Genomic DNA, 16,108 nt, shown 5'->3' with positions numbered 1-16,108 from the left:
CAGAATGGGTTCAACAGCATTCGTCGGGAGCGGAAAATGAACGGCACAGGTGTATTCGCGGTTGCTCGTCTCATCAGTGAGCGTATAATTGATCCCTTCATCGTCCAAAACATCGAGAACAGCGTCCCGCTTTCCTGCTGGGACAGTCACAAAAACAAGCCGAGCCATGGGTTCTAGAATTCACCCGCACAGGATAAATAGTCCCCATCTGTCAGTACCCTGCTGGGGTTGCTCGAAGAGAGCGCGGGTGATAACCTCCGAGAGCGATCCGATAACACTAGCAGAATGATCAAGTCATCACCGTGCACGCTGTCTGCCGTGGATGTCAAACCCAACTGGGAGGGCCACTCGACACTAGAGACAAGAGACTGACTCTATCCGACATATGTCCATTCCCGGCATTTACCATCGCAGAATATCAGTCACCGTAGAGGACCGCCTTCACTCGATTTCCAACCCACCACCGCCTTCATCGTTTCCGACGTCTCCATCTTCAGTTCATTCGAACTCGAACTCGATACTCAGCTCACCAGAACTATCGGTCGGTCCCTCGCGCTCGGCTTTCACCTCGAATGTCGGTTGGGCAGGGGATGTCATTGTCACTGATGGTTCGCCGGCGATCAGGGTGATATCACCACCGGCATCGAGTTTGTCTGCGCCTCGATGGAGATACGACGCGAGCTCCGATCGACTTTGGGATCCCTCTGACTGAAAGAGGACTTCTCGGGCATACGGTATCTCGTTGGACGCACAGACGGATACATGGGGCTGTGGCCGACCGGCTTTTATCGGGGTCCGAAGAACCTTGGCAGTCGATGGCAGTCAAAGTGGTCTACAGCTGTATGATATCGAATCTTTTTGCCGTTGCTCGACAAATTCGCAGTTGTGAACCTCAGCAAGGGGTTTGTCCTCGCCCTCATCGTCACCCTCCTCGTGTTATCGACCATGCTGATCCAGCCGTTTCTCCAGTACGTCCTCGGTGCCGTACTCCTCACCTACGTACTCTATCCACTGCAGATCCGCCTCGAAGCGTACGTATCGCCGATGGTAGCCGCACTCTCGCTCGTAATCCTGGCGGTTGCCGGATTCGTCGCACCGTTCGTAGTCGTCCTCGCGACCGTCGTGGGTAGTGCCGACCGGATTCTCCAGAACTTCGACACTGACCCGGCGCAGCTTGAGGTAATCGAATCCCGGATTGAGGTACTCACCGGACAAGAGGTCGACATCGCCGGCGAACTTGTTGGCTCAGGACGGGAAATCGGAACGCTCGTATTCGAACGGTCGACCCAAGCGTTCGGTACAATCACCTTCCACCTCATCGGGGTCGCGTTAGCGCTCTTTCTCGTCTACTACCTTCTCAAAGACGGTGACGACTTGGTCAACTGGCTCCACCGAACGGTCCCTCTCCCGATGGACAGCCAGCGCGAGCTCTACACCGAGATTAACGACGTGATGTGGGGCGTTCTCTTCGGACACGTCTTCGTCGCTATCGTCCAGGGGGTTGTCGCCGGAGTGGGGCTCGTCGTTACTGGCGTTCCCAATACGTTGTTCTGGACGGCCGTCATGATAGTTCTCGCGATGGTTCCGCTTGTCGGTGCGATTCCCGTTTGGGGCGGGGCGGTGGTCTACCTGTATCTCACGGACGAACCGCTACTCGCTGTCGGATTATTCGTCTACAGCGTCATCGTGGTTGGGCTCACTGACGATTATCTCCGTCCGTTCGCCGTCGACAGGTACGCGAAGCTCAATCCTGCCGTCATCCTCCTCGGTATCCTCGGCGGGGCGTACGCATTCGGGATTATGGGACTGTTCTTCGGCCCCGTCGTTCTCGGCGCACTCAAAGCCGCTCTCCGCGTCGGCTTGGATAACTGGTCCCGGATCGACGAGCGAAACGTCGGCTGACTGATCGCTCCTAATCAGTCGAACGATAGATCTCCGAGCCTTGTTCTCAGGTTCGGCGTGCCAAATCGGCGACGAAACTCCAGAACGATCTGTCCAGTGGCCAGGGGGAGCAGGCTCATTCCGAGCACGACGACCCAGCTTTCGAGACCGATGGGGGCGGTGTTTAGTGCCAGCGAAACCCCCGGCAGGTAGAGGGTGCTGACCACCAGCAGGGCCGACAGGCCGAGTGCACCCCACACGTACGCGTTCTCGGTGACCTCGTTGCGCACGATGCCCGACGTGAGTTCCCGCGTGTTGAACACGTGCCAGAGCTGGGCGAACGCCAGCGTGAGGAACGACATGGTGACGACCTCGTCGGCCCCCATTCCGCCGGCGTACATGCTGCCCCCGATTACGAACGCGCCGATAGTCGCGACTGCGATCATAGTTCCGTACAGCCCTAGTTCGGTCCAGTGCGTGCGGGTCAGGATCGGCTCGTCGGGATCCCTCGGTGGCGTGTTCATAATTTCCTTACTGCCTCCGCACGCCCCCAATGCGAACGCTGGGAAAATGTCAGTCACGACGTTGAGAAAGAGGATCTGCAGGGGAAGCAACGGCAGCGGAAAGCCAAGCAGTGCTGCGATCAGAATGGCCAGCAGTTCGCTGAGGTTGCAAGACATGAGATACAGCACGAACTTCCGGATGTTCCGGAATATGATCCGCCCTTCCCTGATGGCGTGGTAGATACTCGTGAAGTTGTCGTCCCGGAGAATCATGTCCGCCGCCTCCTGAGCCACTTGCGTTCCCCGTTGACCCATAGCAACGCCGATGTCGGCCCGCTTCAGCGCTGGCGCGTCGTTGACCCCGTCGCCGGTCATGGCCACGATCGACCCGGCTGCCTGATGAATTCCGATCAGGTCAAGCTTGTTCTCCGGAGCGACCCGCGCGAAGACCGACGCGTTCACGAACCGCTCCATCTCGTCCCGGGACAGGTTCTCGGGGTCGTCAAGTTCGCTTCCTTGGATGACCTCATCGTCATCCGAATCCATCAGCCCGACGCTTCGGGCGATGTTTTTGGCCGTCCCCGGATGATCACCGGTCACCATGACGATCCGCAACCCTGCATCCAGACAGTTCTCGATCGTCGACTTGACCTCCTCTCGGGGCGGATCGATCATGGCGACCAATCCGAGCAACGACAGCTCCTCGTACGGCGGGGCGTCCGTACTTTCGACGTCCTTTCTGGCGAGCGCGAGGACCCGTAATCCGTCTTCGGCCATGGTCTCGCTCTTTTGAATCCACTCTTCTTTATTGTGGTCCGAGAGAGACTCGGTGCCGTCACCCGTTACCAGCCGGGTTGACGACTCGACGACCGCCTCCGGCGAACCTTTCACGGCGAGCTTATAGCTTCCGTTCAGCTCGTGGTAGGTCGCCATCATCTTAACAGACGGGTCGAAGGACACCTCGCGAGCTTCGGGCATCGACTTGAGGAGTTCGTTCCGATCGATGCCGCCCTTCAATCCCGATATCAGGAGGGCAGCTTCCGTCGGATCACCCGTCACGGCCGTCTCGCCCCCTTCCTCGGTCACTGACGCATTGTTACAGAGAACGCCCACCTCCAGCGCTTCCTGCAGGACAGGGTCCCGTGGCTCGTCCCGCTCTTCATCACTCTGCTGAAACACCCCCTCTGTATCGAGGCCTGTTCCGGTGACGGCAACCGAGCCGCTGGCCAGCTCGTACTCGCTGACGGTCATCTTGTTCTCTGTCAGCGTGCCCGTCTTGTCGGTACAGATGATGTTCGTCGAGCCCAGCGTCTCGACGGAGGCGAGGTTGTTGATCAGGGCGTTGCGATCCGCCATCCGCCACATCCCGCGCGCGAGTACGAGCGTGGCGACGACCGGAAGCCCTTCCGGGACGGTCGCGATGGCCAGTGCGATGGCCGTCTCGACCATCAGGTACAGATCCTGGCCCCTGAGCCATCCCGAGACGAAGACGATCGCGGCCACGACGAGCAGGAACGGAACGAGCTTCCGCCCGAGTTCGTCCAACTTCTGCTGGAGCGGCGTCTTCTCCTCGGCTTCTCCCTGCAGCGACGCCGAGATCCTGCCCAGTTCCGTGTCCATCCCCGTGGACACGACGACCGTTTCCGCAGTCCCCCGCGTCACGCTCGTCCCCTTGTAAAGCATGTTCTCTCGCTCGGCGAGGGGCACGTCTTCCTCGGGGACGTCGCTCGTCTTTCCGACGGGAACGGACTCGCCGGTGAGCGCCGATTCGTCGGCTTGGAGCTTAGAGGGCTCGATCACTCGAAGGTCGGCCGGAACAACGTTTCCGGCGTTGAGGAGCACGATGTCTCTTGGTACTAGATCTTCGGCAGACACCTCCTCGACCTCCCCCTCCCGACGAACGCGAGCCTCGATCTCCGTCATCTCTTGGAGCCCCTCCATCGACTTGATGGCCCGCATCTCGGTGACGAACCCGATGAGCCCATTGATGAGGAGCACGACGAAGATGGCGACACCCTCGACGTTCTCGTTCAGTACGAAGGCTGCCACTCCCGCCACCGCCAGCAATAGGACGATGAAGCTCCTGAACTGGTCCGCCAGAACTCTCCACCAACCCCGCTGTTCCCCCTTTCGCAACGCATTCGGGCCGACCCGCTCGCGCCGCGTTTTGGCTTCGTCCTCGCTCAGCCCTTCGTTTACAGAAACATCGTAATGCGCTACGATTTCATCAGACGATTTCGCCCACGGCGTTTGAATCGGGTGTTCGTCCATTTCCAGAGGAGAAGTCCCTGTGAGTAGCCACGGTCGATAATAATAAAAAAGACGGTGTGAGACCCCGATGATCTCCGGGCACGAAACCGGAACGGTGACGAGAATTCAGACATCCCGAGTCCAAGTACGGCCGTGAATGGAGAAATTGGTGTATAGGACCCCTGAGTAACGGACCAAGAACGATCGAAGTCTGCCGTTCACAGGGACACCGAGTATTTCTGTCCGTGTTAGCCAAACACCGAGGGTGCTGAGGCGCGAACCGTACTACTATGTCGCCACCGCGGGAATTTACTCCCGGTTGATTCGTGACGACCGTACCCTACGAACCCGTACTGGCACCGCTAGCACTACTCCAGCAGTTTCCCGTGCAACTACCGGTCTCTGTCGACGTACTCGTGGTTCTTGCGGTCGTCGTCGTCGCACTCGTCCTATTCATCTTCCAGCCGGTTTCGATCGACACCACCGCGATCGCCCTGATGGTCGTATTGATCCTCCTCGGTCCGTGGACGGGCGTCTCACCCGAGGAAGGCGTCTCGGGCTTCTCGAACCCTGCGACGCTCACCGTGCTGGCGATGTTCATCCTCAGCGAGGGGGTGCGACAGACCGGCGTCATCCAGATCCTCACGCAGAAATTAGAGGGGTTCGCGGGCGACAGCGAATTCCGCCAACTCCTCGCGACGGTCGGACTGGCTGGCCCGTCGGCGGGTTTCGTCAACAACACGCCCATTGTCGCAGTACTCATTCCAGCCGTCACGACCCTCGCCCGAAAGACCGGAACCTCGCCGTCGAAGCTGCTGATTCCCCTCTCCTTCGCCGCGATGCTGGGCGGGATGCTCACCGTCATCGGCACGTCGACGAACCTGCTCGCGAGCCAGATCTGGGCGCAGGTCGGTGGCCCGACCGCAGAACCGTTCTCACTGTTCGAGTTCACGCAGCTCGGCGCCGTCGTGCTGACCGTCGGCATACTGTACCTCCTTACGGTCGGTCGGTATCTCACGCCAGCCCGAATCGCGGCCGAGGGAACCCCCACGGACCAATTCGGCATGGCTGACTACCTCACCGACGTCGTCGTCCACGAGAACTCTGACCTCGTCGGCTCACAGGTGCGGGAGGTGCGACGCGGCGACCTTGATCTGGACGTCTTCCAGATTATGCGCAACGGTCGTAGTATCGTTCGCGCCCTCTCCAGCGAGCGAATCCGCGCCGGCGACGTCCTCTCGGTCAGAGCAAGCCAGGAGACGCTCGAACAAGTCATCGGGGACGAACACCTCGATTTTCTCCCGGAACTCCTCGACGCCGCAGCGGACGGGGACGAACCGCTCCCCGAAGGATTCGTCCCCGAGCACCACGCGTGGAACCAACCGTCGGCAACACCCAATCCGGCCACGAACAACGACGAGAGAACTGAAAACGTGGAGGAAGCCGAGGACGAAGTTTCGCTCACGGAGATCGTGTTGCTCCCCGGGGCGTGGTTGAACAGACGAAACGGCGTCGCGGGATTCGAACGAACCTACGACGCGACCGTGCTTGCCGTCCGCCGGGGGAACGATGTGATTCGTCAGCGCCTCCGAGACGTGCGCCTACAGGGCGGTGACGTGTTACTCGTTCAGACGAACGAGGACGTCCTTGACCGGCTCCGGGATGACAACAATATCGTCGTCTCCAGTGACAGACGCTGGGAGGATTTCGACCGGACACGGATTCCAATCGCACTGGGCATCGTCGCCGCCGTCGTCGGACTGGCCGCCCTCGAGTATCTCCCGATCATGGTCAGCGCGCTCGCTGGCGTCGTCGCGATGCTCTTTTCGGGTATCCTCCGCCCTGCGGATGCCTACGAAGCCGTCGATTGGGATGTTATTTTCCTGCTCGCTGGCGTTATTCCCCTGGGAATCGCGTTCGAAGCGTCCGGGACCGCGGATCTGATCGCGTCGGGCATCGCCACCGAGGGCACCATGCTGCCGCCACTCGTAATGCTCGCGGTATTCTACCTGGGGACCGCGATTATCACGGAAATGATGAGCAACAACGCCAGTATCGTATTGATGCTCCCTATCGCCGTGGAAGTCGCTGGTCAACTCGGAGTCAACGCCTTCGCGTTCGCCCTCGCGGTGACGTTCGCCGCCAGCACACCGCTACTCAGTCCCGTCGGCTACCAGACGAATCTGATGGTCTATGGCCCCGGTGGGTACAAGTTCACCGACTTCGCGCGGGTCGGCGCCCCGTTACAACTGATACTGACCGTCGTGACGACGGCTGGCATCGCGTTCTTTTGGGGTCTGTGACAACATCGAGACTCCAATCCGTACTGGACACGGGTGTCGCTCGCTGCAGCACCCCCTACGAGTGCCTCACACGACAATGGGTGTGTTGAATCGCTCTGTACCTGTTGGTGAGTGCCTCCTCGTCATCGTGGCCAGGAATTCGTGATCCTGGTGTTCGTATTCGTGTACCCCTGGCCACCCCGAATAAACGTGCTCGTCAATCGAGGAAAAATCGGTGCGAAGTAGGGACAGCCAGTACAGAGACTCGGTCAACGATTGAAGCCGCTCGGCTTTCGGGTAGGTACTGATCGCGAGAGCGCTACTCGTCAGGTTTACTCGCTTGCCATTAATTCGACAAGGCAATCCTCGATAGAGGATGTGGCTACGTGCACTTCCCGTTACAGACACTATGAAAAGTGACGCTGGGTTTGACGCGATCAGCGTACCATCCACGCGACCGCTGTGACGGGTCGAGCAACTGAACGCCAACGCGAGGCACCCGCTGAGTAGTCTCTCGAGACTGGGTGCGACGAGTTTCGCGAGTGGGGCGATGGCGACGCACGCCGTTGTGCCGACGGTCGTGATCGCGAGGACTGTATGCCGCCCGGTGTTCATCGTTGAGTCGAGTGTCAAACGTAGCGGGAATCGTCGTCGTTGGTGGCACCAATACCTGCAATACGCACAGGTTGGCGCTGCAGGCTCCGACCCGACTGTCGAACGAAGCGATTCTGCAGTATGTGCCAGCTAAAATCGACCGTTTCAAAATTACTATCTCGAATACTCAGGTTTCACTAGTCTCGGGGTTGTTCCTAGAGCGCAATCCCGTAGCCATTAGCCGTCGAGTGATCGCGACCAGCCCGTTGTCGAATCCGCGACCAAAGACAGCTTGTTCGTGTTCACGGCCTTCTTCACTCGTATCAGTGAACGAACTCACCAGGATCGCCTCGCGGTCGACCAGTAACAACCGACTGATTTCGGTATCGTCACCCGGGAGTGGCGATCGGCTTAGCCGGTCCAGTCCCGAAACGAACACTTCGACATCCGGAAGGGCACTCTGAATCGCGGCCTGGAGTTCCTCGTCGACCGTCCCGACGATGACGTGCACGTCTCGTTCTTGGGCCGACCGCAACTGTTCGACCAACTGGTCGGTGAACACACTCTCGTGCCCGATCACGAGGATTACCTCCTCTGCCGCTTCCTCGATTGACTGTCGTGTCCGGCTCGCAATGCCCTGATCGCCCGAGATAGACCACACCTCGTGGGTAGCCTCTGTTGATTCTTCATCGTCAGCCGGTTCAAGTCCGCTCAGAGCGCTCCGAAGTGACTCGGTGCGTTCGACGTACTCTGACTGAAGGGTATTGACAGCCTCGTCGATAGAGACCGCTCGAAACACCTGCGGGTTTGAGTGCTGGGTCTCTACCAGGCCCTTCGATTTCAGTACGCGAATCGCATCGTAGACGCGCGTCCGGGGCACCTCGGAGGTCTCGCTGATGTCCTTGGCCGTCCCGCGCTGCCGGCGTGTGAGTGCGACAAACGCCTTGGCCTCGTATTCTTTGAGTCCGAGTTGTTGGAGCAGTTCGATCGCTCGTCCTTGGTTTGAAACAGCGTCCATTGGTCCCAACCTCGACTGCTATCGTCCCATTCATCTCCTAGGTGTTTAGTACGTCGCACCGGGTTGCAAAGTGTAGCTCAGATAGTTACACAATTCTCCGAGATCCAGGAGTTTTCAAATTCTGCGAAATCGACGCTTCTCGTTCGTTCACCCACTTAATCACAGTACATCTATATGCAGGTAGCACGGAACGTAGCATGGCGTGTAGTGACGGAACGGGTCCCAACCTCGCTGTCGCTACACGCTGGAACCACCATTCCCGGTGGTTTTTACGAGACTAGTGACGGATTCGATATCTGGCTATCAATCCGACCAAGAAACGAATTCGACTACGGTTCGCCATGACTGGAGCCAGCCAGGCCCGCCTAGCGTAGCTCTCGTTGAAGCAGTTGCTGCTGCCACGGACCGGACGACAGCCGATCTTCCACTACGCCACCGGAGCGTTGACGCTGATGCGTTTGATGCACTGCTCACTAGCGAAGAGTCAGCGTCAGTTACGGTCTCGTTCAAATATGCTGATACCACTGTCCGGGTGAACAGGAATGGCAACATCGAAATTCAGATCGATGGAGCTCTCACAGATGGGGACGACGATTAGTTTCTGTAGGAACGTGCGTCATAGATGGAATCGAAGCGAATACTCTGTTGCATAGCGGTTTCTTCGTGGAGGGTTGTTTCAGTGCTCGTCGTGGCATGAAGGAGTACGGGAAACCGCACAGATGACTCTACTGCATCTGGTTTGTCAGAGGCTCCTGTACTCCCACCGATTATACTATCTGTAGACGTAACAATCCCAGCAGTTAGGATAATAATCACAGAATCCACAGTGTGCGAACCTGAACCTAATCACCTGCCGAATATCCTGTATCCCGCAGCGAGGGTGATGAGACACGAGTTACTCATGCGGTAGGGAATATGTTAGTACTTCCACGCCGTACTCCATCCCATGGGTCGAGATCTAGACGATGTGGACCGGAGCATCCTCTACTTGCTCCAGCAAGATGCCCGCAACAAGACGGCACAGGAAATCGGCGACACGGCTGGCGTCTCGGCCAGTACCGTTCGGAACCGAATCGATCAGCTCGAAGAAGATGGCATCATCAAAGGGTATCATCCAGAGATCGATTACGAGGCGGCCAACCTCCCTTTGCAAGTGACGTTTGTCATCTCCGCATCGCCCACTAAACTCAAACAGTACTCGGCGGACATCAGGGCGATCCAGGGCGTCATCGACGTTCGTGAGATGCTCACTGGGCGGCGCAACATCCACGTCGACGTCGTCGGGACGAGCACGAGCGATATTACCAGAATCACCGACGCGATCCACGACATCGGCGTCGAAATCGAGAGTTCGGAGATGATGCGACGGCGACACGTCCAACCCTTCAATCACTTCTTCTTGCAGGGAGCAGAAGAGATGGACGCGCACGCGGAGGCCGGCGCTGAAGAAGAATCATAGACCTCACGCAGGGATGATAGGAATTCGGGAATCCGCAGAATACGTGCGACTGATCAGGACATTCCACATTCGCTGATCACAGAGACACAGTCTTGAGTCCATATCTTGTGGAACCCCGTATTGGTCTGCTAGCGTTCACAACACCGTTTTCCGGGGTCAATTCCTCTCTTATGCAGAGGGAGTGAAACCGGTCAGTTCACTTGGCCGGTTCTCGCTTGGGACCCCCCTCGACATAATGAACGACACAACCCCCGATGCACTAGCAAACGAACGTATCAGACATGAGATGGTCAGCAGCCTCGACTATCAGATCGGGCTGCTCGCAGATACGATTCAACAGGCGGTCATAGAGGGGTCTGTAGATCATGAGGAAGCGGCCCAATTGAGGGAGCGATTGCGGGGCGTTGAATCGCTTGCAGAAACCCGCGACGTCTGGGATCAGCTTGCGGAGGACTCTGACCTCCTCGAATAGACGTGTCACAATATAAGTAGTTTCCGCCGGCGGTATCGTGATCGATTTTCCGATACGATAGGTTCTAGTCTGTATCTCATTCCGACAAATCACTGGCCGTAATGGAGACGCTCTCTGTATCAGCCCGGCGGTACTAGCAGATACTGTGACGACTCTCGGTCTCTATATCGACGCGCACGAGCATCTGCGATTCGCGGCGAATCCGTTCGTCGTCGGGGATTCCGTTGTCAAATCTCGCTACAAAATCGTTCGCCTTCTCCACGCAGTTGACTCTGAACTATGTGTCTGTGAATTCTCGCCGCCCCTCTCGGTAAGTGATAGCGCGATTAGTCATGCACTCTCACAACTCACCGACTCCGGTCTCATCAAGCGGTACGAGGAGAACTGGCGAAAGTACGAGACCACGCAACGGACGACTGCGCTGATGGCCGCAATCGATGGGTCGCGTCTGTAAAGCATTAGAATAGGGCTGTCTCTCATCTGAGAGGTATTGTCCACTATATAGACCACATACGAGGTATCAAGCCAGTGACGGCGAATCTGTCGTCTATGGCTGCTGATTCGATAGTAACGTTCGGTTTCGTATGTGTACAGAATGCAGGCCGCAGTCAGATGTCGACGGCATTTGCTGAACGTGAGCGTGAGCGCCGAGGACTCGAAGACAGCGTAGAGATCATCACAGGAGGGACCCACCCAGCTGACAGCGTCCATGAAGAGGTCGTGACGGTAATGGGGGAACTCGATATCGATCTCTCGGATCGGACCCCACGGGAAGTCTCGACGGTGAAACTCGAATCCTGCGACGTTGTCGCGACCATGGGCTGTTCGACGCTTGACCTCGACGCAGCTGACGTCGACGTTCGTGACTGGGCACTAGACGACCCTGACGGTCAAGACCTCGACCAAGTCCGTGTGATTCGAGACGACATCGAACAGCGAGTAACGGCTCTTTTCGACGAGTTCTTCGACGAGACGGATGCTTCGCCGAATAGAGCAACTTCGAAATAGAGTACCTGGAGTCGAACAACCGTCTCAGACCGGCTTGGTAGCTTCGATCGTCGCCGACACTACGTACTCGCTCACGTCCCGTTCGGCGTCCCATTCGCTGATGAACTCCTCGCTTGCTTCGTCCGACTCGATCTGAATAGCCTCGAATCCCGCGTTCGAAAGCATTCGTTCGACGTCGACTATCGGCGAAGCACCCGCAACGCAAGAGGCGACTGACTCCGGGTCGGCATGAACATCCGCTGGCAGTTCGGCAGTCAAAACCACGTCCGAGATCGCGAGTCGTCCGCCAGGCCGGAGGACACGATAGGCCTCGTGGAACACCTGCTGTTTGTCCGGGGAGAGGTTGATCACACAGTTCGAAATGATGACGTCGACTGTCTCGTCGGCGACCGGAAGCTGTTCGATTTCACCGAGCCGGAACTCGACGTTCCGAACATCGTTCTTCGTGACGTTATCGCGGGCCTTCTCGATCATCGCTGGCGTCATATCGACGCCGATTACATGACCGGTATCCCCGACTTCTCGGGCAGCGAGGAAACAATCGAAGCCCGCACCGGAGCCCAAGTCAAGGACAGTCTCACCGGACTGCAGAGCGGCGAGTGCGTTTGGATTGCCACAGCCAAGCCCCAGGTTTGCCCCGTCCACGACAGCGGTTTCCTCGTCCTCGGAGTACCCGAGTTGGCGAGTCAGCTCCTCGGTAGGTGTAGCGCCCGAGTCGCTACAGCAACTTGACGACTCGCTCGCAATCTGTGCATACCGTCGGCGGACTGCTCGGCGTTGTTCGTCGGGAGCCAGCCCATCGGTCGTTGAGTCCGAGGTGGGCTGTTCACTCATTGAGCTCACCCCGTGATTCATCAAGTGTGGTGAGGAGGGCCGTCGCTCGTGGAGTTGCTGCATAGTATCGCCATTTGCCGTCTTTGCGGCGAGACACGAGTCCGGCAGCGTAGAGCCGTGAAAGCGCCTGACTGATAGCGCCCTGGCTGACACCGAGTGCCGGTTCGAGCTCGCAAACACATACGTCACCCTCTGTGTCAGCAATCAATCTGAGTGCCTCGTACCGAGTGTCGTTGCCGAGAGCGGAGAGAACCCGGACATCTGTAGTGAGCTCCGACTCAGCTAATGAATGCGCGGCAGTACAGCACTCTCTGTCGGACGGCCTTTTCTCACTCTGTGTCGGTGAGGACGATTGTCGGGTCATCTTAGCGATTGCTAATATTAGCCTATGCTAATATATCTGTTTCGCTGGAATGGACCCCCTTGTATCACCTCCGAACTGGGATTGTTATCGTTCGGCAGTCAATCCGTAACTCTAACTAACAGCTATTTCAGATGGTCTCCCGAGCAACAAACGGGGAGTAGCAGAAACGGAACGAATTAGCTACCCAACGTTCGGTCGGCTTCCCTTGCTTTGTTGGTTAGTTCTGTATCGACTGCTACTGCCACGTGTTGATCGATGATACCGACGCTATCGTAATAGCCATGCAATTGTCGAGACGGTCGAGAGATCCACTGACCGAGCCGTTCCTACTGGTGACAGCCTACGTCGCCGTCTCGGGTCGGTAATGCGCTTGTGGCTACCTTGAGACTATACTCTTACTCCTTGTCGAACAGACTGTCAGGCAACCGCGGCCACATCGTCGACTATTCAATCAAATGGTGTGGCTCAGAGACCCAACCCGGTACTGTATTCCAACGTTCCGAATCCGGGACCCATCGAGTCGGCGTCGATCGATGTGCCGCCGACGTGTCCGGCGAGTCCGGCTATCCGGAACATGAACTCGTTGTAACTCCAGTGAGACGTAAGCCGACCACCGAGTCTCGGACGGTCGAGCCAGTTTCGCGCATGGCCATAAGTCCGGGCCACGAACCGCACGTAATCGCCCTCCTCGTTCTCGACGCGAACGTCGAAGTCAGGGTGCTCGCCAGTGCCCAGGAGCGGCTCGACAGTAACCGTATCAAACTCGACATGCCCGTCTTTTGAGCCCCAGTCCCAGAACCCGAACTGTCGAAGGGGTATCGTCAGGCGTTCGAGTCTGTCCGAGGAGAAGAATTTGTAGCCTCGGCGGAACAGCTGCGGCCCGATAAAGGGAACCAACACGGAAAACGAGGTCCCGTCCGGGAAGATTGCCCAGATCCACTTCCAGGGTAACAGCGGCATGTCGAAACACACGCGCTGGAAGTAACACGATCCGGAGAGCGTCTCGGGGCCGTCGGGCAGGTCGAACTCCCCCTCGAACTCCATCCGGCGCCAAGCCACGACCTCGGCGCCACCCAGCGGTGTATCGATATCCAGTGAGTGGTGTGGTGAGGTCATCTTCGAGTCGAGGTCGCCCCACGCCTCGAACTCCGCCTCGGCGTCGTCACCGATGACGTGGGCTCGCAGACCGAGGGGGCGGTTCGAGAGCGCCGCTATCTCGCTTCCGCGTCTGGTACCGTCCTCGCGGTCTGTCCAGGCTTCGAGACGCTGGTCCTCTCGAGAGAGTACCGCTTCGGCTGGTTGCCTGACGACATGGTCGTGGACCCCTTCGTCGTCGCCGGTCCAGCCGACCGTTGTCGCGTTGAATCTATCCACGCCGTCGACGACGGGGCGGTCGGCGTCCATTCCCTGGGGCGGGAGGTCGTTGACACGGGACTGGTCACCCACACAGGCAGCTATCGAGAACATCAGTTGTTTGGGACCGTATCCGGCCTCGCCCTCCGGGAACAGGAGAAAGAACCACCAAGACGAGGACGTCTCGTTCTGACGCTCGGGGTTTTGCCACCATATCTTCTCGAAAACGCGCCGGTGCTCGGCGAGGGTCCTATCCGCGAACGCGTCAGTCATTGGTGTCCCTCTCGCTGGAGCGCTCAAATAAGCCGTGCATCGATTACTGGGCTTTCATAGAGTAACCCAACACGATGGCGCAATCCAGGTCTCCGTTGATTAGGCTGCTCTCTCAACCGATCTGATTACTCGCGTTCTGACAGTATCGACGTGCCCGATACAGAGAGTGAGATCAGCAAGCCGCCGTCCTTGGTTTCACACTTGCTGGGAAGAATCCAGTCAGGACTCGCGCCACTTGTGGCCGCACTCGACGCAGGTGAACAGCCGAACCTCGTAGGAGCCACCCGGCTTCGGCAGCATCTCGTAGTAGGCCCGGTCGCTGTCGCAGTCGTCCGCCGGACAGGGCTCTTGTACCGTCTCGGTGGAGCCCTGAGTCGCGTCGGCCACGGTCGGTGCCCCATCGTCTCGCTGTCCATTCTGCGTCGCCATCGCCGCTTCAGCTTGCGAATCCCGCGGCTCCTCGTGCTCACAGGAGCGACACACCCACGTGTCGCCCTCCGTATGCGTCAGCGAACCACACTCGTCACAGAATTGCATATAAAGTACGGATACACGGTTGTCGGATATATGCGTTAGCTTCCGATCCGTCGTGGGGTTCAGGCAACTGCTCACGTTGTGTTCGTTGTAGAGTACTGACTACGTCTCATCTCTGCCCACCCCACTCCAGAGATGAGGACGGCGATACCAGCCCAAAGGAGTGTGTACCAGCCGAAGGGAGTGGGATCAACCGGCGTCAAGCCGTCACCAATACTCATCCACGTCCCATAGGCCGAGAGACACAGCAGTCCGACTATCAGAAGGCTCGGCGAGATGGACTCCCACTCGTCGATGGCTACGGCTATCTGACTGCTCTTGCTCGATTAGATCTGAGCGGTCGGCTTGACTACGTCGACCGAAACCTCATCGAAAAGTGGTTTCACACTCTCAAAATGCGCATCGCCCGCTTCCATCGCTCGTGGGTGGGCAGTCAGGTCAGCGTTCGCCGGTGGCTTGAACAGTTCCATTACTATAACCAGCAGCGACCCATCAATCCCTCAACAATCGAACTCCAGCTGAGGTGGTCCTAAACTAGACAGTGCCGTTGATACCAGCAACCACTTTGAGTGACATCTGCGAGTTGCCTGTCGACTGCCTGTGACGAGGCTATGGTAGTACGGACGATTAGTTGTTGAAACAGTCGGTACACCGGCCGGCACCCGGGACTGTTGCATTCCCACACTCAACGCATGGATCGACTGTCGTACTGTAGAGTTGCCCTGATACGAGTGACTGTCGTAGTCTTGCCAACAGCCGCTGAAACATAGTTGCTTTACTGTCTGCAAGACGGATAGTCTCCCGGATTCGGTGACCACGTGTCGCCGCTGTCTACTACATTCCTTCGGGAGCGACGCGCAGATACAGCGTGCACCGGCCTGAGCACGTGGCTCGAGAGCGCGACACTCTCTCTTTTGGCGCGGACAAACTCCCCACGCGAGACCGCGGCCCCTACTCGCTCCAGAGGGCCGTGATCCGGTCTTCGATCTCGTCGAGGACGAGCGCAACGACATCACGATGGTCGTCCGGCCACGATGCGTCCTCGCTAGGCGTCGGGACGGTGGGCGGGGGATGGGAGTGGTCTCGTGTATTGTGCGGATTCGGGTGCCGGTCCCACCGGCACTCCCAGGTGTGGTCTGAGTGCTGCTCTCGATAGTGAAGTTTGAAGTCGTCGTTCATGTACCAACGGACCGTCAACTGCGCCTCGTCGACGGCTGCTGGGTAGTACGACGGGGCAAAGACGACGTGGAGTTCCAGATGGCCGCTGGCGTCCGTGACGGTCG

14 protein-coding genes and 3 pseudogenes are annotated in these 16,108 nt (G+C 58.1%); 8 read left to right on the top strand and 9 right to left on the bottom strand.

What is annotated here, in order from left to right; translation table 11 throughout:
• Both EGH23_RS26730 and EGH23_RS25495 read right to left on the bottom strand, forming a co-directional pair.
• Positions 1-168: pseudogene (locus EGH23_RS26730) on the bottom strand (TIGR00341 family protein); the annotation flags it as partial.
• 330 nt (positions 169-498) lie between these two features.
• Positions 499-738 carry an amphi-Trp domain-containing protein gene (locus EGH23_RS25495; protein WP_220582796.1) on the bottom strand — a complete coding sequence of 80 codons (240 nt, stop codon included), beginning with the start codon at positions 736-738 and terminating at the stop codon, positions 499-501.
• 120 nt (positions 739-858) lie between these two features.
• Between EGH23_RS25495 and EGH23_RS25490 the strand changes: the two genes are divergently transcribed.
• Positions 859-1,902 carry an AI-2E family transporter gene (locus tag EGH23_RS25490; protein WP_220582793.1) on the top strand — a complete coding sequence of 348 codons (1,044 nt, stop codon included), beginning with the start codon at positions 859-861 and terminating at the stop codon, positions 1,900-1,902.
• 14 nt (positions 1,903-1,916) lie between these two features.
• On the opposite strand, the gene EGH23_RS25485 is transcribed toward EGH23_RS25490, so the two are convergent.
• Entirely contained in the window at positions 1,917-4,655 is a 2,739-nt protein-coding gene (locus EGH23_RS25485) for a cation-translocating P-type ATPase (protein WP_220582792.1), read from the bottom strand.
• 305 nt (positions 4,656-4,960) lie between these two features.
• Here EGH23_RS25485 and EGH23_RS25480 point away from each other — a divergent pair, with 305 nt between their 5' ends.
• A complete protein-coding gene (locus EGH23_RS25480) occupies positions 4,961-6,937 on the top strand; it encodes an SLC13 family permease (RefSeq protein WP_328767148.1) in 1,977 nt (658 codons plus the stop codon).
• Positions 6,938-7,697: 760 nt separating this feature from the next.
• Here EGH23_RS25480 and EGH23_RS25475 read toward each other — a convergent pair.
• Positions 7,698-8,528, bottom strand: a complete 831-nt coding sequence (locus EGH23_RS25475; protein ID WP_220582791.1) for a TrmB family transcriptional regulator — start codon at positions 8,526-8,528, stop codon at positions 7,698-7,700.
• A gap of 262 nt (positions 8,529-8,790) precedes the next feature.
• Here EGH23_RS25475 and EGH23_RS25470 point away from each other — a divergent pair, with 262 nt between their 5' ends.
• The 5 genes and pseudogenes from EGH23_RS25470 to EGH23_RS25450 all read left to right on the top strand — a co-directional run bounded on the left by EGH23_RS25470 (position 8,791) and on the right by EGH23_RS25450 (position 11,467).
• Positions 8,791-9,126: a HalOD1 output domain-containing protein gene (locus tag EGH23_RS25470; protein WP_220582790.1), complete on the top strand. Its 336-nt coding sequence runs from the start codon at positions 8,791-8,793 to the stop codon at positions 9,124-9,126.
• 348 nt (positions 9,127-9,474) lie between these two features.
• A complete protein-coding gene (locus EGH23_RS25465) occupies positions 9,475-9,987 on the top strand; it encodes an Lrp/AsnC family transcriptional regulator (protein ID WP_220582789.1) in 513 nt (170 codons plus the stop codon).
• Positions 9,988-10,222: 235 nt separating this feature from the next.
• Positions 10,223-10,459, top strand: coding sequence for a hypothetical protein (locus EGH23_RS25460; protein ID WP_220582788.1), 237 nt, complete (start codon positions 10,223-10,225; stop codon positions 10,457-10,459).
• Between the two features lie 229 nt (positions 10,460-10,688).
• Positions 10,689-10,913, top strand: a pseudogene (locus EGH23_RS25455) (ArsR family transcriptional regulator); the annotation flags it as partial.
• A gap of 95 nt (positions 10,914-11,008) precedes the next feature.
• Positions 11,009-11,467 carry a low molecular weight phosphatase family protein gene (locus EGH23_RS25450; RefSeq protein WP_220582787.1) on the top strand — a complete coding sequence of 153 codons (459 nt, stop codon included), beginning with the start codon at positions 11,009-11,011 and terminating at the stop codon, positions 11,465-11,467.
• Positions 11,468-11,491: 24 nt separating this feature from the next.
• Here the strand turns inward: EGH23_RS25450 and EGH23_RS25445 are convergent, their stop codons facing one another.
• From EGH23_RS25445 to EGH23_RS25430, 4 genes are all read right to left on the bottom strand, one after another.
• The gene (locus EGH23_RS25445) at positions 11,492-12,301 is read right to left on the bottom strand and encodes an arsenite methyltransferase (protein ID WP_220582786.1); all 810 of its coding nucleotides are present in this window, start codon (positions 12,299-12,301) and stop codon (positions 11,492-11,494) included.
• Positions 12,294-12,665: an ArsR/SmtB family transcription factor gene (locus EGH23_RS25440; RefSeq protein WP_220582785.1), complete on the bottom strand. Its 372-nt coding sequence runs from the start codon at positions 12,663-12,665 to the stop codon at positions 12,294-12,296. Before EGH23_RS25440 ends, EGH23_RS25445 begins: the two co-directional genes overlap by 8 nt.
• Before the next feature lie 465 nt (positions 12,666-13,130).
• The gene (locus EGH23_RS25435; RefSeq protein WP_220582784.1) at positions 13,131-14,291 is read right to left on the bottom strand and encodes a hypothetical protein; all 1,161 of its coding nucleotides are present in this window, start codon (positions 14,289-14,291) and stop codon (positions 13,131-13,133) included.
• 219 nt (positions 14,292-14,510) lie between these two features.
• On the bottom strand, positions 14,511-14,828 hold the full coding sequence (locus EGH23_RS25430) for an RPA12/RPB9/RPC11 RNA polymerase family protein (protein ID WP_220582783.1): 318 nt from the start codon (positions 14,826-14,828) through the stop codon (positions 14,511-14,513).
• 281 nt (positions 14,829-15,109) lie between these two features.
• Between EGH23_RS25430 and EGH23_RS25425 the strand changes: the two are divergent.
• Positions 15,110-15,363: pseudogene (locus tag EGH23_RS25425) on the top strand (IS6 family transposase); the annotation flags it as partial.
• Positions 15,364-15,776: 413 nt separating this feature from the next.
• Here EGH23_RS25425 and EGH23_RS25420 read toward each other — a convergent pair.
• A partial coding sequence (locus EGH23_RS25420) for a toxin-antitoxin system TumE family protein (RefSeq protein ID WP_425433283.1) occupies positions 15,777-16,108 on the bottom strand: 332 nt, incomplete at its 5' end.

The sequence above is a fragment of the Haloarcula nitratireducens genome, assembly GCF_019599505.1.
The sequence above is the reverse complement of the archived record's forward strand: the minus strand, read 5'-3'. Positions and strand labels throughout refer to the sequence as shown.